At 59.9% G+C, this 16,941-nt stretch carries 12 protein-coding genes; all 12 read right to left on the bottom strand.

Annotation, left to right across the window (positions count from 1 at the left end; all coding sequences use genetic code 11):
* Window positions 1-8: 8 nt before the first annotated feature.
* Window positions 9-1,961 (bottom strand): TRAP transporter large permease, encoded by a 1,953-nt coding sequence (locus tag QLQ16_RS13300; RefSeq protein WP_283225148.1) that lies wholly within the window; start codon window positions 1,959-1,961, stop codon window positions 9-11.
* Window positions 1,958-2,584, bottom strand: coding sequence for a TRAP transporter small permease subunit (locus tag QLQ16_RS13295; protein WP_283225147.1), 627 nt, complete (start codon window positions 2,582-2,584; stop codon window positions 1,958-1,960). Before QLQ16_RS13295 ends, QLQ16_RS13300 begins: the two co-directional genes overlap by 4 nt.
* 71 nt (window positions 2,585-2,655) lie before the next feature.
* On the bottom strand, window positions 2,656-3,810 hold the full coding sequence (locus QLQ16_RS13290) for a TRAP transporter substrate-binding protein (RefSeq protein WP_431310420.1): 1,155 nt from the start codon (window positions 3,808-3,810) through the stop codon (window positions 2,656-2,658).
* Window positions 3,811-3,918: 108 nt separating this feature from the next.
* Window positions 3,919-4,545, bottom strand: a complete 627-nt coding sequence (locus QLQ16_RS13285) for a TorD/DmsD family molecular chaperone (protein WP_283225145.1) — start codon at window positions 4,543-4,545, stop codon at window positions 3,919-3,921.
* A 6-nt stretch (window positions 4,546-4,551) separates the two neighbouring features.
* Window positions 4,552-6,645, bottom strand: a complete 2,094-nt coding sequence (locus tag QLQ16_RS13280) for a 4Fe-4S binding protein (protein WP_283225237.1) — start codon at window positions 6,643-6,645, stop codon at window positions 4,552-4,554.
* On the bottom strand, window positions 6,605-7,222 hold the full coding sequence (locus tag QLQ16_RS13275; protein WP_283225144.1) for a DUF3306 domain-containing protein: 618 nt from the start codon (window positions 7,220-7,222) through the stop codon (window positions 6,605-6,607). The genes QLQ16_RS13280 and QLQ16_RS13275 overlap by 41 nt, the downstream gene beginning before the upstream one ends.
* Window positions 7,219-7,776, bottom strand: a complete 558-nt coding sequence (locus tag QLQ16_RS13270; RefSeq protein ID WP_283225143.1) for a DUF3305 domain-containing protein — start codon at window positions 7,774-7,776, stop codon at window positions 7,219-7,221. The genes QLQ16_RS13275 and QLQ16_RS13270 overlap by 4 nt, the downstream gene beginning before the upstream one ends.
* 14 nt (window positions 7,777-7,790) lie before the next feature.
* A complete protein-coding gene (locus tag QLQ16_RS13265) occupies window positions 7,791-9,281 on the bottom strand; it encodes a sensor histidine kinase (RefSeq protein ID WP_283225142.1) in 1,491 nt (496 codons plus the stop codon).
* 65 nt (window positions 9,282-9,346) lie between these two features.
* Entirely contained in the window at window positions 9,347-12,136 is a 2,790-nt protein-coding gene (gene fdhF, locus QLQ16_RS13260) for a formate dehydrogenase subunit alpha (RefSeq protein ID WP_283225141.1), read from the bottom strand.
* A complete protein-coding gene (locus QLQ16_RS13255; protein WP_283225140.1) occupies window positions 12,133-13,842 on the bottom strand; it encodes an NADH-ubiquinone oxidoreductase-F iron-sulfur binding region domain-containing protein in 1,710 nt (569 codons plus the stop codon). Before QLQ16_RS13255 ends, fdhF begins: the two co-directional genes overlap by 4 nt.
* Window positions 13,843-13,848: 6 nt before the next feature.
* Window positions 13,849-15,147: a benzoyl-CoA 2,3-epoxidase subunit BoxA gene (boxA, locus tag QLQ16_RS13250; protein ID WP_283225139.1), complete on the bottom strand. Its 1,299-nt coding sequence runs from the start codon at window positions 15,145-15,147 to the stop codon at window positions 13,849-13,851.
* A gap of 309 nt (window positions 15,148-15,456) precedes the next feature.
* Window positions 15,457-16,884, bottom strand: coding sequence for a benzoyl-CoA 2,3-epoxidase subunit BoxB (gene boxB / locus QLQ16_RS13245; protein WP_283225138.1), 1,428 nt, complete (start codon window positions 16,882-16,884; stop codon window positions 15,457-15,459).
* Window positions 16,885-16,941 lie beyond the last annotated feature (57 nt).

Below are 16,941 nucleotides of genomic sequence, written 5' to 3'. Positions count from 1 at the left end.
CAATCAGATCATTTGTACAACACTTCAGGCAACCACATACCGATGGCGGGGAAAACGTACAACAAGACGATCGCGAAGACTTGGATGGCCATGAAAGGCAGCATGCCGGCGAAGATCTGGTTCAAGGTGACATGCGGTGGGCTCACACCCTTCAAGTAGAACGCCGCCATGGCCACGGGTGGACTCAGGAAAGCAGTCTGCAAGTTCAAAGCCACCAACAAACCAAAGAACAGCGGGTCGATGCCAAAGTGAGGCAACAAAGGGATGAAAATCGGCATGAAAATCACGATGATCTCTGTCCACTCCAATGGCCAGCCCAGCAAGAAGATGACCACTTGCGCCAGGATCATGAACTGCACCGGGGTCAGGTCCATGCCCAGCACCCAAGTGTTGATGATCTCCTGACCACCCAGCAACGCAAACGCCGCAGAAAAGATGCTGGAGCCTACGAACAACCAACACACCATGGCGCTGGTTTTGGCCGTCAGGTAGACCGACTCGCGCAGCACCACATAGTTCAGACGTCGGTACGCTGCAGCCAGCAACAAACCGCCCAACGAACCCATAGCAGCCGCCTCGGTGGGCGTGGCCAATCCAAACACGATGGTGCCCAGCACCGCCAAAATCATCAGCGCCAAGGGGAAGAAAGACCCCAACAGCATCTTGAAAATTTCCAGACGAACAAAGCTGAAATAGGCGTAGAAGATGGCCAGTGCCACAGCGCAGCTGGCCAGGGCAATCCAAAACGACGTTGGCGCAGGCTCGCGTTCTGCGGGGCTGACTGGACTTTCTGCCGATGCACTGACCGCGGCAGGTGCAGCGTCTTTGGCAGGCTCTGCAGCCGTCACCGCATCGGCCTTGGCCACTTCGGCCGTACCCGGTGGGGGTTTCAAACCTTCGGCTTCGGGTTCAGCCAAGCCGCTGACGTTGTCACCCTCTTCTGAAGTCTCAGCCGAATCTGCCAGCTCACCGCCCATGGCCACCACACCTTCGACGGTTTCGGGCGGCAAAGGTGCAGTCACTTTGAGGTAGATCGTGCCCATGATCAAAGCCACCGCCAAAGCAGGCAACAAGGCAATGCCCAAATGGTTGAGCAACTCACGCATCGGCACAGCCGCATTGCGCTTGCCTTTGATGGCACCGATCAGGCCTGGCAAAACATTGCTGCTGACTTCTTTGGACACCACTTGTGCAAAGGCAGGCAAAGGCACGATGCGGTCTTCAGCCGACATGGGAGGAGCCATGCTCGGTTTGATCTTGGCGATGACCACGACGTACAACACATACAAAGTGGCCAGCATCAAGCCTGGGAAAAACGCACCGGCGTACAACTTGACCACCGACACACCCGCGGTTGCGCCGTACACAATCAACATGACCGACGGCGGAATCAAAATACCCAAACAGCCCCCAGCGGTGATGGCACCTGCCGACAGCTGCACGCTGTAACCTGCGCGCAGCATGGCGGGCAAGGCCAACAAGCCCATCAGCGTCACCACAGCGCCCACAATGCCGGTGGCCGTGGCAAAGATGGCACAGGTCACGATGGTTGCAACGGCCAAGGAGCCCGGCACGCGGGCCATGGCCAGGTGCATGCTCTTGAACAATTTCTCGATCAGGTTGGCACGTTCGATGAGGTAACCCATGAACACAAACAAGGGGATCGAGATCAGCACGTCATTGGACATGACCGAATAAGCCCGCTGCACCATCAGGTCAAGGGTTTGCTGAACCGCCAAATCAGGGTTTTGGCTTTTGTAGGCGATCCACGCAAAGATCATGCCCATGCCCATCAAGGTGAAAGCCGTTGGAAACCCCAACATGATCGCCACCACCACCAAAGCCAGCATCAACAAGCCCAAGTGACCATTGGTCATCTCAGAAGGTGCAGGCAACAAAACAAAGGCCGACAACACGACCAAGGCCATGATCGTCAGGCCGAACCAGACTTCTTTTTTCATTTGTGAGTTCCCTTGCCTGCTGTCACCAGCACATCCAGCTTGGCGATGTCTTCGTCTTTGACGTTGACCATTTCTTTGAGTTTTTCAACATCGACTTCGTCCACATCATCACCACGCGATGGCCATTCACCTTGCTTGATGCAAACAATGCAACGGACGATTTCCACCAAGCCCTGAGCCAACAGGAATGCACCCGCGATGGGCAAGATGGTCTTGAAGGGGTACACCGGCGGCCCGTTGGCCGTGATGTTGGAATGCTCGTTGATGGCCCAGGATTCAGCGGCAAAACCGTAGCCAGCGTAAGCCAACGCCACGACACCTGGAATGAAGAAAAGAATGTACAAAATGAGGTCAAACCAGGCTTGCACGCGAGGTGGAAAAAATCCGTACAACACGTCACCGCGCACATGGCCATTTTTAGACAGGGTGTAAGCACCGGCCATCATGAAGAGCGACCCGTACATCATGCTCATCACATCAAATGCCCACGGGTGGGGATCGTCCAGCGCATAACGGGAGAAAACCTCCCACGAAATCATGAGCGTCAAAGCAACGATGAGCCAAGAAAAAAACTGGCCAATCCAGGTGCTGACCCTGTCGATGAAAAGCAATAAATTCTGCATAAGTCAATCACATAAATAAATCAGCCATCCGGTGTTGCCGGATGGCTGATGGGGAGGCTCAACTTAAAAAATCAGGCCTTTTTGGCGCCGAAGAAGTGGTTCACGGCCATGCGGCGGCTGATGTTGGTGTCTTGGTCCCACTTCACAGCACGTGCTGCGAATGCTTTTTGCGAAGCCACGATTTCCTTGAACAGTGGGTTCTCAGCAGACTTCTTCTCGAGGATTTCAGACCAAATTTTCAGCTGCTCTTGCAAGATCGCGTCAGGGGTTTTGTAGAACTTGACCTTGTCTTTGGTTTGCAATTCCACGTAGTCCTTGGAGTAACGATCTACAGCTTTCCAAGACATGTCAGCAGACGCCGCTTCGGTGGCGCCAGCGATCACGGCCTTCAGCTTGGCAGGCAAAGCGTCGTACTTGGTTTTGTTGAACATGATCTCGAAGGTCTCGGCGCTCTGGTGGTAGCTTTGCAGCATGCAGACCTTGGAGACGTCAGGGAAGCCCAAAATGCGGTCAGAGGTGGCGTTGTTGAACTCAGCGCCGTCCAGCAGGCCACGGTCCATCGCAGGGACGATCTCGCCGCCTGGCAGTGCGTTCACGGCAGCACCCATGGCGGTGAACAGGTCAATGGCCAGACCGTTGGTACGGAACTTCAAGCCCTTGAAGTCAGCCGATTTGGTGATCGGCTTTTTGAACCAACCCAGTGGCTGGGTGGACATGGGGCCGTACAAGAAAGACTGCACGTTGCCGCCGATGGAGGCGTACAACTTGGCCAGCAGCTCAGCGCCACCACCGTATTTGTGCCAAGCCAAGATCATGTTGGCATCCATGCCGAAAGCAGGACCCGAGTTCCACAGGGCCAAAGCGTTTTGCTTGCCGTAGTGGTAGCCCAACACACCATGACCACCGTCCAAAGTGCCTTTGGACACAGCTTCGAGCAAACCGAAAGCGGGCACCACGGCGCCAGCAGGCAAGACTTCGATCTTCAGATCGCCGCCGGTCATGTCGTTGACTTTTTTGGCGTAGTCGAGCGCGTACTCGTGGAAAATGTCTTTGGCAGGCCAAGTGCTCTGCCAACGCATGTTGATCGGGCCGGTCTGGGCTGTGGCGATCATGGGCGCGGACATGGCACCAGCGGCAATGGCTGCGCCTTTGAGCAGGTTACGGCGGCGTGGGGTTTGGTTGTCTGTCAAGATGAATCTCCATTCGTTGTGAAACTTCCAAGCCATGCGTGCGGCCCGGTCGTTTCATTATTGAATGCCGATTTCCAATGCAGCTAAGTACAAACCCGCGAAAGGCCCGTCTTATTTCTCAACAGGCTTTGTAGTTTTTTTCAATCAGGCCATCAAATCAAAGCCCTGCACTTCCACGCTCAGGAAAGCCTCTGTGAAAGCGGCCACACGGGCATAGAAATGGGCTTGCGGATGCTGCATCAAGACCTGACACAACTGCGACACCCAAGGCTGCAGGTGCTGCGAGAAAAAGGCTTGCTGATGGCTCAGGTTAGAGACCGACACGTCTTCACCTGCAATCAAAAACCGCATCACTTCCAGCACATAGGCCACGTGGTCCTCGGTCTCGGACATGTCGTCGCTGCGACCCAAACCCAGTGCGGCCAAATCGTCACGCAACTTGACCAGCGGTTTTTCATTCAAAAAACCGCTCAGGTAATGGGACCCGAACAGGTACACCTCGGGCTTGCCCACCCCCCCGAACAAAGCGGTGTACTCGGCCGCCAGCTGCGGCTGACTCAAATCGCGCGCCGATGCCACGAGCTCTCGCCAAGACTCTTCGAGAAAAGCCCCGGCATTGGGCGCCTCGGTCACGGCCACCCGAAGTTGTGACAGCAATTCAGGCGAAGGTGCTTGGTAATAAAGCGCGGAAAGCAGACCGTAAATTTCGGCACGCGCGGTTTCTTCGTCCAGCGATCGGCTGGCTGGGGACAAATGCAATTCAGAGCTCATGGCCAATCAATTCAGGGGTTTGTCGCCCGCCATGCGGACCTGGTTTTCATCGGTGAACATGTCCACCACGCGGCAGTCGCCGCACATCTTCAGTCGCTCCAATGCCGGGCCCTGGAACATGCTGTGTCCCGCCAGTCGGCCCAGCATGGTCTCGATGGCCTTGACAGTGCCAAAGGGCTTGCCGCAGCGCACGCAGCCATAAGGCGGGCTGTTGTGCATCACGCGGGCTTGGGTGCGATCGGGCAAAAGCGAGAAACGCGACTGCAAGCTGATGGCGTTTTCGGGGCAGGTTTTGGCACACAGGCCACACTGCACGCAGTTCTTTTCGATGAACTTGATCTCGGGTTGCTGCGGGTTGTCTTGCAAAGCCGATGAAGGGCAAGCGCCCACACAGCTCATGCACAAGGTGCATTTGCTGCCATCGACGGTGATGGTGCCCAAAGGCGAGCCCGCCGACGGCAAGGCGATGGCTGCAGGTGGCGAGGCCTGCGCCTTGACCGGCGCATGGGCCATCAGGTGGTCCAGCGCCAACTCGAGGTTGCTGCGCTTTTCAGCCTGCACCGCATGGCGGGCTGCAGCTGCCGGACCGGCTGGCGCTTTGACCGCACGGCCTGACAGGCGCTGCAAATCGGCATCGAGCGAGGCGGCGCTGCCCACTTGCAACAACTCAAAGTGCAAGCCTTCGTAGCCCAAGCCGTTCAAGAGGCTTTGGGCCACGGCCATTTGTTCTTGCAAGGCGATTTTGTACTGCGGTGCTTCTTCGTCGGTCAGCATGACCAGCACCTGCCGTGCACCATAGGCCACGCACGAAAGCCACAACTCCAGACCCACGCTGGCGGTGTGCCACAGGGCCACCGGCATCACACGGGCGGGCACGCCTTGCATGACTTTCAGTTGTGCACCGCGGCCCAACTCGTCAAGCATCGCCTGGCCCTTGTCTTGGCTGTGCAGCAAGAGGGCGGCATCGCGGCCGCCGGCCGCTTGGTAGGCACTCACAAGCGTGCGGATTTTTTCGCCCTGCTCTGAGGGGCGCGGGTAGGCATAGGTCAAAGCCCCTGTGGGGCAGGCTGTGGTGCAGGCCCCGCAACCCACGCACAGGTTGGGGTTGACCTTGATTTGCTGGCGCGACTTGTCCGAGCTGATGGCCTCGGCCGAGCAGATGTCCACGCAGGCATTGCAGCCGACTTGTTCGTTGCGGCTGTGGGCGCAGAGCTTTTGCTTGTAGGCAAAAAAGCGGGGCTTTTCAAACTCGCCCACCATCTCGCGCAGCTGGAGCAAGGTTTTCAGGTCCTGCCCGTCCCAGCGGAAATAGCCTTGCGGCAGAGCATGCGACGTGAAGGTGGGTGAAGCGTTGGCACCGCGCAGGTCCAGCACCACATCGAAGCGGGCGCTTTGCGTTTGGGGCTCGCGCATGAAGTTGATGGCCCCGACGGCGTCGCAGGCTTTGACGCAATCGCGGTGCGAGGTGCAGCGCGACAGGTCGATTTGGTAGTCCAGCCCAATGGCCTGCTCGGGGCAGGCGGCCACACACGCGTTGCAGCGGGTGCACAGGTCCAGGTCGATCGGGTTGCTGGCATCCCAGCGCACATCGAAAGCACCCAGCCATCCACTCAAGCTTTGCAAGCGCCCAGCCATGACTGGGTAACGGCGCTCTTGTGCGCCACCCGCCTGGCCTGCGCCTTGGGCCCAGATCGTCACTTGCATCGCATCGGCCAGCAAGGCCGCCGCCCGTTCTGCAACATCGATGGGCCCCAAGATCAGCAAGCGGCCTTCGCTTTTGTAGGTGACGGTGGGCACCGGCTCGGGTTCGGGCAAACGCGCTGCGGCCAGCAAGGCGGCCATCTTGGGGGTGGCGTGAGCGGCTTCTGCGCTCCAGCCACCCGTCTCGCGGATGTTGACAAAGCGGATCGGCGAGCTGGCGCCTTCGGTCTGCTCGGCCAGCTCGGTGAACAAACGCTTTTCTTGGGTACAGGCCACCACCACGGGCTGACCGCTTTTCACGGCACGTTGGAATTCGCCGGCTTCGCGGCGGCACAGTGTGGTGTGGAGAATGAAGTCTTCACCCAGCGCCTGGCCCAGCTTCTGGGCCTGCAGGGGCATGGTTTGGTTGCAATTGCAAATCAGGGTTGTCATGTTCGCTTGGGAGCAGATCGGGCTCAGTCGAATTGACTGGCAATGGCGCAGACTGTGCCACAAGCGAGGGGCTTTGCATGTCCGGCGCGTGCAACTCAGGGTTTTCCTCGAGCAAAGACCCTGACGTGGGGCGGGGCTCAATGATTTCAGGCACCAACTTCATGGCCTGGGCACTGACCATTTTTTCGAGCATGCCCGCCGGCAAAGGGTCGGCGATGGTGTAGTCACCGATGTAAATGTCCAAGCCATCCATCACGTTGAAATGCGGATCGGCAAACAGTTTTTTGACGGCCAGGTTGCGCACATCGGCAGGCACGCCTTGGCGCATGAACGCGCCAAACTCCGATTCAGGCGTGAGGGCTTGTGCATCTGCAAGAGTGGGCAGGGGCGCCTCAGGGACTGCTGGTGCAGGCACCGGCTCGGGCACCGCTTTCGGTGGTGCGTTGGCGTTGTGACGGCCCACAGTCTCGGGCTCTGGGAGGGGCAGGCCTTGAGCGGCTTCTTGTTTGCGGCGTGACCAGCGGCTGAAAAAGTGATCGCTCATGCGCCCTGCCCTGCGCCGCCTTTGCGCTTGTCGGTGGTGCTCACCGATGCCGGTTGGCCAAAGCGGTCGGTCAGGCCGCGAAAGCTTTGCGGGCGTTGGCGTTTTTTGACTTCGGGCACGTAGTGGTGCTGGGCAAAAGCCAAGGCCCACTGCACCACATCGGCAGGCGCTGGGATGGTCTCGACGGTTTCTTGCGCATCCAGCCAGCGCCCTGCATCGTGGTAGCTCAAGCTGACGGCTTGCGGCTCGGCGCGTGGGGCATGGCCTTCGTGATCAATCATGCGCCACATCACAAACCAGCAAGGTGTGGGCGAGGTGGCATTGAGCCAATAACCCTCAGCGTCATCGGGAAACAAGGCCACGGACCAGTTGGGGAAAAGCCATTGCGCATGGTCTTCAGTCTCGCGCAGGCAACGCACCTCGTCGCCAAAACCTGCTTCGTGCAGGACCACATCGTCCAGCACCCAGCGATGGCTTTGCCAGCGCGCCATGGGACCCTGCACCGGTTCGCGGCGCATGAGCACGGAGACTTGGACTTGTGGCGAATCAGACATCAGCGGATTGTCGCTCAGTCTTTCAAGACATATTCCGTCGAGGGCAATCGCAAGGTGAAGACCGATCCTTGACCGGGTCGGCTTAAAAAGGTCAGGGTGCCGCCATGAGATTCGACGATGGACTGACTGAGCCACAAACCCACGCCCATGCCATCGAACTTGGTGCTCTTGAAAAGACTGAACACTTCGATTTGTTTGTCCAAGGCAATGCCGGTGCCGTTGTCTTCGATTTCCAACTCGATAAAACCCTGCGTCACGATGCCGCGGATTTGCAGCAGCCGTTCACGGTGCTCGATGTCGCGCAGTGCATCGATGGCATTGCTCACCAGATTGAGGACCACTTGCTGCAACTGGGTGGCATCACCCGTCAGGCGAAAACCATCGTCAAAGGTGGTGAAGATGCGCACCTTCTGATGCACCATCTTGACTTGCACGATGTCCAGCACGTCCAGCACCAATTGCTTGAAGTCCAGTTTGGCAAATTCGCCCTTGCTCATGCGAAACAGGTTGCGCAATTTGCGGATGATGTCGCCAGCCCTTTGGGTGTCGCTCACGATGTGACCGGCCACCGCATCAACAAGGGGCAAATCGGCAGGCCCCGCACCCACGTGTAATTTTTTGATCTGAGACTGGATCAACTCGGCATGCAACAAAGTGGCCGCCAAGGGTTGGTTCAATTCATGTGCAAAGCTGGCCACCAAGGCCCCCATGCCCGCACTTTTGTTGGACAAGGTCAGCTGGCGAATGATCTCTTCGCGCTCGGCCAGCAAACGCGACAGGGCCTGTGAATGTTGCTCGGCCAAGGCGGTGTGTTCTTGTTCTCGGGCCAGCTGCGCCTGGGTCGCGATTTTTTGACGGTGCGCCTTGTCGATGAACAACTGCATGAAGCCCACGGTGAGCAGGATGATCCCCGTGAATTGCCCGGCGAAGACCACGACGTGGTCCCACGAAGCTTGGTACAAGTCGTCCGAGCCGAAGCCCGTCATCATGGCCAAGGCCTTGATGCCCAAAGACCCCGACAAAACCAAGCCCGCCCAACGGATCGAGGTGGCGCCTATGCTGTCGTGGCTTTGTGCCATGCGGCGACCTGAGCCGTAATACTCCAGACAATTGATGGCGTAAAAAGAGTAAAACAACACCATGAGGGTGCTTTCGGGAACGCCCGAAAAATGCAGGCTGTAGCTCAGCGCCAAAAACGCGACGTTCGCCAGACCCGACAGCCACAGCCAGCGCGCATCGGCGGGCCCATCGATGGAGCGCAAAGCCACTTGTCGGCCCCAATTGCCCAGCCCCATGAGCAGCTGACCCCACACCACAATCAGGTCGGTGGCCATCAGGCCCCGACTGCCCAGCACGCACAAGCTCAGCGCACTCATGATGCCCGAGACACTCCACATGACCGCCACACGGCTGCGAAAACGTGCCAGACCATACCAGAGCGCCACGTGCAGCATCAGGTACAAAAATGCATCCACCCAAAAGATGGTTTGCACATCGATTTTCAAAATGTCTCCTTGGCCCGTCGTGTGCACCACTCGGCCAAGGCCGAGTGCTTATTTCTTGCCGCTGATTATGCGGTCAAGGTCAGGGCCTGGATTTGCACCGCGCAGTATTTGAACTCAGGGATCTTGCCAAAGGGGTCAAGCGCTGCGTGGGTCAACTCATTGGCTGCCGCCTCCACATAGGCAAAGGGCACAAAGACGGTGCCCACCGGCGTGCCCTCGTCGCAGCGCAGCTGCAGCTCAATGGCCCCTCGGCGCGAGGCGACGCGCACCGTCTGTCCCGCTTGCAAGCCCAAACGGCGCAGGTCGGCCCCGCACATGGACGCGGTGGCTGCGGGCTCCAGCGCATCGAGCACCGTGGCGCGTCGGGTCATGCTGCCGGTGTGCCAATGCTCCAGCTGACGGCCGGTGATGAGCACAAAGGGGTAGTCGGCATCGGGCCGCTCGGCCGCTGAGATGAGCTCGGCGGGCACCAGCCAGACACGGCCGTCTTTCGTCGGGAAATGGTCATGGAAGACGATGGGCTGACCCGGGTCTTCGGCATTCACGCAGGGGTAAGTCACCGAGCCCGCATTGAGCCGTGCCCAGTCGATGCCGCCAATGGTTGGGGCCATGGCCTGGCGCATTTCTTCATAAACCTCGGCCACACCATCGTGTTCGCCCGCATACAGCCAGTTCAGGCCCATGCGTTCGGCGATCTGCTGGATGATCCACAAATCGGGTTTCGCATCGCCCGGCGGCAGCACGGCCTGACGGCCCATCTGCACCGTGCGGTCGGTGTTGCTGACCGTGCCGGTTTTTTCGGGCCAGGCGCTGGCAGGCAGCAGCACATCGGCCAGCCATGCGGTTTCGGTCAAGAAAATGTCTTGCACCACCAGGTGCTGCAAGCTGGCCAGCGCGTGGCGGGCATGGTTGAGGTCCGGGTCGCTCATGGCCGGGTTCTCACCCATGATGTACATGCCGCGCACCTTGTGCGGGTCAGTGTCAGGCGCGAGTGCCTTGTTCATGATCTCGACCACGGTGTAACCGGGCTGGTCGTCCAGCTTCGTGTCCCAGAATTTCTCGAACCAGTCATGCGCCGACTTGTCGCTCACACGCTGGTAGTTGGGGTACATCATCGGGATCAGGCCCGCGTCGCTGGCGCCTTGCACGTTGTTTTGGCCGCGCAGCGGGTGCAGGCCGGTACCGGGACGGCCGATCTGGCCAGTGATGCTGGCCAGGGCGATCAGACAACGCACGTTGTCGGTGCCGTGCACATGCTGGCTCACACCCATGCCCCACAAAATCATGGCGGCCTTGGCGCTGGCATAGGCCCGCGCCACTTCACGGATGGTGTCTGCGGGAATGCCGCACACCGCACTCATGGCTTCGGGTGTGTAGTCCTGCACATGGGCTTTGAGTTCGGCCACGTTGTCGGCACGATCGCGCAAGAAACTTTCGTCGCACAAGTTCTCCGTCACGATGACGTGGAGCATGGCGTTGAGCAGCGCCACATCGGTGTCGGCCTTGAACGGCAGGGTACGCCAAGCGTGACGCCCGATGTCGGTGATGCGCGGATCGGCCAGCACGATGCGTGTGCCGCGTTGGGCGGCGTTCTTCATCCAGGTGGCAGCCACCGGGTGATTGGCCGTGGGGTTGGAGCCGATGACGATGATGAGGTCTGAATGCTCGACATCGCGCACCGGGTTGCTCACGGCCCCCGAGCCCACGCCTTCGAGCAAAGCCGCGACGCTGGACGCGTGGCACAGGCGTGTGCAGTGGTCCACGTTGTTGCTGCCAAAGCCGGTCCGCACCAGCTTCTGGAACAAATAGGCTTCTTCGTTGCTGCCTTTGGCCGAGCCGAAACCGGCGAGCGACTTGGGGCCATGTTGGTGACGCAAGGCATTGAGTGGCTGGGTCGCCAGATCAAGGGCTTCTTGCCAGGTTGCTTCGCGGAAGACTTCGCGCCAGTCGGTGTGCCCGTCCATCAGCTCGAGGTCTTTGGCCACGCCCTCTTTGCGAATCAGCGGTTGCGTGATCCGGTCGGGGCTGTGGATGTAGTCCATGCCAAAGCGGCCCTTGACGCACAAGCGCCCTTCGTTGGCGGGGCCTTCGCGGCCCTTGACGCTGATGATCTTTTCATCGCGCACCTGATAAGTGACCAGGCACCCCACGCCGCAAAACGGACACACGGAATCGACTTGGCGGTCCACCTTTTGCGGCCCCATGTGGCTCTTGGGCATGAGCGCGCCTGTGGGGCAGGCCTGTACACATTCGCCGCAGCCCACACACGAGCTGCCACCCATCGGGTCGGCCAGATCAAACACCACCTGCGTGTGCGCACCGCGAAAAGCCAGGCCGATCACATCGTTGACCTGCAAGTCGCGGCAGGCCCGTTCGCAGCGGTTGCATTGGATGCAGGCATCCAGATTCACGGCCATGGCCGGATGCGACAGGTCGGCGGGCACGGCCTCACGTTTGAGCGCGGCCAGTTGCGGGCGCACCTGCACGCCGTGGTGTTCGGCCCATTGGCTCAGCTCGCCATGCGGGGCTTCGGCCCGATCGTCCAGCCATTTGTGGCCCTGCTCGGGCAGGTCGGCCAGCAGCATTTCCAGCACCATCTTTTGGCTTTTGACGGCGCGCTCGCTGTTCGTCTGCACCTGCATGCCGGGCGTGGCGCTGCGGCAGCAGCTGGGGGCCAAGGTGCGTTCACCATCAATTTCGACGACACAAGCGCGGCAGTTGCCGTCAGGTGCCAAGCCTTCTTTGTGGCACAGGTGCGGGATGGCAATGCCCAATTCTTGGGCGATGTTGAAGATGCTTTTTCCGACGGGCGCTTCAATGCTTTGGCCATTCAGCGTGAATTGAATCGTGTTCATGCCGCCCCCACTTCGTGCGGAAAGTAATCCAGCACACAACGGATCGGGTTGGGTGCGGCTTGCCCCAAGCCGCAGATGGATGCATCGCCCATGACCTGCGCCAGATCTTGCAAAGTGTCGGCATCCCAGACTTCAGCGCTCATGAGCTGCGCGGCTTTGTCGGTGCCCACACGACAAGGCGTGCATTGGCCGCAGCTCTCATGCGCAAAAAACCGCATCACGTTCAGCGCCGCTTCGCGGGCGCTGTCGTGTTGGCTCAGCACCATCACAGCCGCCGAACCGATGAAGCAGCCATAAGGCTGTAGCGTGTCAAAGTCCAGCGGCACATCGGCCAAACGCTCGGGCAAGATGCCACCACTGGCGCCACCGGGCAGGTAGGCATACAGCGTGTGCCCCTCGGCCATGCCGCCGCAGTGTTCATCGACCAGTTCGCGCAGGGTGATGCCCGCAGGTGCGAGTTTCACGCCCGGGTGCTTCACGCGCCCGCTGACACTGAAACGGCGCAGGCCTTGGCGGCCGTGGCGGCCGTGCGATGCAAAGCTGTCAGCGCCTTGCTCCAGTAGTTCGCGAACCCAGTACAGGGTCTCGAAATTGTGCTCCAGCGTGGAGCGACCGAACAGACCGACCTCGGCGATGTAGGGCGGGCGCAGGCGCGGCTCACCGCGTTTGCCTTCGATGCTCTCGATCATGGCGGACTCTTCGCCGCAAATGTAAGCGCCCGCGCCACGGCGCAGCTCGATGCGCGGCAAGGCGCAAGGCGGCTGGGCTTGCAGATCGGCCAAAGCTTGCGTGAGCAGCACACGCGCTTCGTGGTACTCGTCACGCAGGTAGATGTAAACCGCCTCGCAGCCCACCACATTGGCGGCGATCAAGACACCTTCCAAAAAACGGTGCGGGTCGGCTTCCAAACAGGTGCGGTCTTTGAAGGTGCCGGGCTCGCCCTCGTCGATGTTCACGGCCATCAGGCGCGGGCCGGGTTGGCTGCGCACGATGCGCCATTTGCGCCCGGCTGGGAAACCCGCACCGCCCAAACCCCGCAAGCCCGAGGACTCCAAGACCTGGATCACAGATTCGGCATCGCGCTGGCCCGAGGCCACTTGCTTGGCCAATTGGTAGCCTCCAGCTTGCAGGTAAGCCTCCATGCCAATGGCGTCGGGTAAATGATTGGGCGCGGTGTGGTTTTGGTCCACCCGCTGGGCGACAGATTCAGCGGTGGCATGCGCCACAGCCTGCTGACCGACCTGCGCGGCCGGAGCCTGCTCGCAGCGGCCCAGGCAAGGCACGGGCACGACCTTCACGTCCAGCAAATCGTTTTGCAATTGGCGCAGCAAGCTGTCGCTACCGGCCAAGCTGCAGCTCAAGCTGTCGCAGACCCGCACGGTGATGTGCGGGGCGGCTTCGCTGTCTTTCAAGATTTCGAAGTGGTGGTAGAACGATGCGACCTCGAACACCTCGACCACGGACAGCCGCATCTCTGCGGCCAGCGCCACAATGTGGCGCTCGAACAACCCATGGAAATGGTCGTTCAGTTTGTGCAGGTGCTCGATCAGCAGGTCACGGCGATGACCATTGGCGGGTGGTTCACCGATCAGGGCGCGCACCTCGACGCGCGCCTCTTCGGAGGCCTGACGGCCTTTGAGCTGCGAACGCGGTTGGCGCAATTGCGCGCGAACCTGGTCCAGGCCGATGCGGGTGGCGCTCGCCATGCTGGCTCAATAAGTCTCGAGGTGCAGGCGGCCTTCTTTCTTGAGCGCGCCACCGATGGCTTCCCAGTCCAGACCGGCGTTTTGGGCGATGTCACGCAGGGCCATGACCACGCCCTCTTCCATGCTCTTGAGACCACACACATAGAAACAGGTGTTGCCGTCCTTGAGCAGCGCCGCCACATCGGCCGCGCGGTCGCGCAAGGCGTCTTGCACATAGCGTTTGGTTTTGCCGGCTTCACGCGAGAAGGCAAATTCGATGTCGATGAAGTCCTTGGGTAGGTTGTTCAGCGGGCCAAAGTAAGGCAGCTCAGCCGGCGTACGGGCACCAAAGAACAGCATGAGCTTGCCGCCCTCGAACTTGCCGCTGGCACGCAGGCGGCGGCGCCATTCGGTCATGGCACGCATGGGGGCAGAACCTGTACCCGTGCAAATCATGACGATGTTGCTCTTGGGGTGGTTGGGCATCAAGAAGCTCGCGCCAAACGGCCCGATCACTTGCACTTTGTCGCCCACATTCAGGTCGCACATGTAGTTGGAGCCCACGCCGCGCACAGGCTGGCCGTCGTGGTCTTCGAGCACGCGCTTGATGGTCAGCGACAGGTTGTTGTGACCCGGACGCTCGCCATTGCGGGGGCTGGCGATCGAGTATTGGCGCGCATGGTGCGGCTTGCCTTTCGCGTCTTCACCGGGGGGCAAGATGCCGATCGACTGACCTTCGAGCACGGGGAATGGCAGGTTGCCAAAGTCGAGCACGATGTGGTGGGTGTCGTAGTCCTTACCGACTTCGGTCACACGCAGATTGCCGGTGACGGTGGCGGTGATGGTTTTCTCGGCAGCCTTGGGGCCGTAGACGTTGGTGTAGGCGTGGGCGGCCGACCAGGGCGGGATGGTCGCGCCATACTGGGCGGAGTTGAAACCCGAAGCCACTGCGGTGCTGGCAGCCGATGAGGAAGAGGCAGCGGCTTGCACAGCGGCTTGGGCTTCTTCTTGCGCAGCGGCAGCATCGCCACCACACGCCGCAGCCAGTTCTTCGGCGCTGAGTTCAGCCGGCAGTTCGTCCCACTTGAGTTGTTCTTCGATGCTGTAAGCCTTGGACTTGGGCATCATGCGCCAGTTGTCGATCGAGCCGGTGGGGCAAGGCGAGATGCAGTCCATGCAACCGTTACAGATGTCGGCCTTGACCACGTAGTTGAGCGAGTCGTGGGTGATGGCCCCGACCGGGCAGATCGCTTCGCAGGTGTTGCAGCGGATGCAGATCTCGGGATCGATGACGTGCTGTTTGATCAGGGTCGATTCGGTGGTCATGTCACGGCTTTCTTGTGGTTCTTCAGCTTTTTATCTTTTGTTTGACGAGGTCCGCAACGCCATGGCTTGGGGCCGGGCGCTTCATACTGGGGTACCAGAAATCGGCGCCCGGCCCCAAGCCATACCGTCGCTCAGCGCCCGTGCAAAAAATGCAGTCTACCGGCATTGGGTGTGCTTTGCGCACACCATGCAGTCGTCAAAGGCAGGGGCGGGTGACGATTTCTGGTACCCCAGTATGAGGAACCCGCCCCTGCCTTTGACGACTGCCACCCCAAAAATGAGGCAGCAGTCGATCAAAGAATCAACGCATCAGTTGAAGCGGACGTAATCAAAGTCCACGGGCTGACGGTTGATGCCCATGACGGGGGGAGCGATCCAGTTGGCGAACTTGCCGGGCTCGACGACGCGGCCCATCAGGCTGGCCACATAGGCGCGGTCTTCGTTGGTGGGCAGCCACTCGCCCACTTGCGCCATCCACTGCTCGTCGGTCACCACACGGCCATCGGGCGTGATTTTGGAACCCGACAATGAGCCGATGTTGCGGTGGAAAGCCTTGTGCGGTGCGGTCAAAGTGAAAGGAATGCCAGCCTTGCTGATCACACGGTTCCAACGGTCGATGCCGCCTTTGGAGTCGGTGATGTAGTCGTCGCGCAGCACTTCGTTCAAAGCGTTGAGCATCGGCACTTCTTTTTCGACCAACTTGCCTTCTTCGACGGCCAAGATCTTGTAGCTGTTGCCCTTCAAGATGTGGTCGTCGGTGCGTTTGCCTTCTTCGTAACGGCCCTTGAGGCCAGAGCTATAGAAAGTGGCGGCGTTGGACGACTCGTCGGCGCCGAACAAATCGATGGTCACCGAGAAGTGGAAGTTGATGTAGCGCTGAATGGTCGGCAGATCGATCACGCCAGCAGCACGCAGCTTGCCCACGTCGTCGGTCTTGAGCTGGTTCATCACATCCACCGTGCGCTGGATGGTGCGGCTCACGCCGGACTCACCCACAAACATGTGGTGCGCTTCTTCGGTCAGCATGAACTTGGTGGTGCGGGCCAGGGGGTCGAATGCCGACTCAGCCAAAGCGCACAACTGGAACTTGCCGTCGCGGTCGGTGAAGTAGGTGAACATGAAGAAAGACAACCAGTCGGGGGTCTTCTCATTGAAGGCTTGCAAGATGCGGGGGTTGTCTTCGTTGCCGCTGTTGCGTTGCAGCAGGGCGTCGGCTTCTTCACGGCCGTCTTTGCCGAAGTATTTGTGCAGCAGGTACACCATGGCCCACAGGTGACGGCCTTCTTCGACGTTGATTTGGAACAGGTTGCGCAAGTCGTACATGCTGGGCGCTGTCAGGCCCAGGTGGCGTTGCTGCTCCACCGATGCTGGCTCGGTGTCGCCTTGCGTCACGATGATGCGGCGCAGGTTGGCGCGGTGTTCGCCAGGCACGTCTTGCCAAGCTTTTTCGCCGATGTGGTCACCAAAGTGGATCTTGCGGTCTTGCTCGCCAGGGTTCATGAACACGCCCCAACGGTAGTCGCGCATCTTCACATGGCCGAACTGGGCCCAGCCTTGGGGGTCCACGCTCACGGCCGTGCGCAGGTACACGTCCATGTCGGTCGAGCCTTCAGGGCCCATGTCGTCCCACCAGTTGATGAAGTTAGGCTGCCACTGCTCCAGGGCGCGTTGCAGCGTGCGGTCTTCGCTCAGGTTGACGTTATTAGGGATCTTTTCGCTGTAGTTGATACCGGACATGAGAGTCTCCAGAAATGAAAAAGCAACGGTGGGGTCAAATTTCGGTTGCAGCGTGGA

The sequence above is a fragment of the Limnohabitans lacus genome (genome assembly GCF_030053395.1).
Lineage (GTDB): Bacteria > Pseudomonadota > Gammaproteobacteria > Burkholderiales > Burkholderiaceae_C > Limnohabitans_A > Limnohabitans_A lacus.
The sequence above is the reverse complement of the archived record's forward strand: the minus strand, read 5'-3'. Positions and strand labels throughout refer to the sequence as shown.

Excerpts from the sequence above, each read along its gene's own strand:
- boxB (WP_283225138.1), bottom strand. The coding sequence starts at position 16,884 with ATGTCCGGTATCAACTACAGCGAAAAGATCCCTAATAACGTCAACCTG.
- QLQ16_RS13290 (WP_431310420.1), bottom strand. The coding sequence starts at position 3,810 with ATGGCTTGGAAGTTTCACAACGAATGGAGATTCATCTTGACAGACAAC.
- QLQ16_RS13270 (WP_283225143.1), bottom strand. The coding sequence starts at position 7,776 with ATGTCTGATTCGCCACAAGTCCAAGTCTCCGTGCTCATGCGCCGCGAA.
- QLQ16_RS13295 (WP_283225147.1), bottom strand. The coding sequence starts at position 2,584 with ATGCAGAATTTATTGCTTTTCATCGACAGGGTCAGCACCTGGATTGGC.
- QLQ16_RS13275 (WP_283225144.1), bottom strand. The coding sequence starts at position 7,222 with ATGAGCGATCACTTTTTCAGCCGCTGGTCACGCCGCAAACAAGAAGCC.
- QLQ16_RS13300 (WP_283225148.1), bottom strand. The coding sequence starts at position 1,961 with ATGAAAAAAGAAGTCTGGTTCGGCCTGACGATCATGGCCTTGGTCGTG.
- fdhF (WP_283225141.1), bottom strand. The coding sequence starts at position 12,136 with ATGAACACGATTCAATTCACGCTGAATGGCCAAAGCATTGAAGCGCCC.
- QLQ16_RS13285 (WP_283225145.1), bottom strand. The coding sequence starts at position 4,545 with ATGAGCTCTGAATTGCATTTGTCCCCAGCCAGCCGATCGCTGGACGAA.
- QLQ16_RS13280 (WP_283225237.1), bottom strand. The coding sequence starts at position 6,645 with ATGCCCCTGCAGGCCCAGAAGCTGGGCCAGGCGCTGGGTGAAGACTTC.
- boxA (WP_283225139.1), bottom strand. The coding sequence starts at position 15,147 with ATGACCACCGAATCGACCCTGATCAAACAGCACGTCATCGATCCCGAG.
- QLQ16_RS13255 (WP_283225140.1), bottom strand. The coding sequence starts at position 13,842 with ATGGCGAGCGCCACCCGCATCGGCCTGGACCAGGTTCGCGCGCAATTG.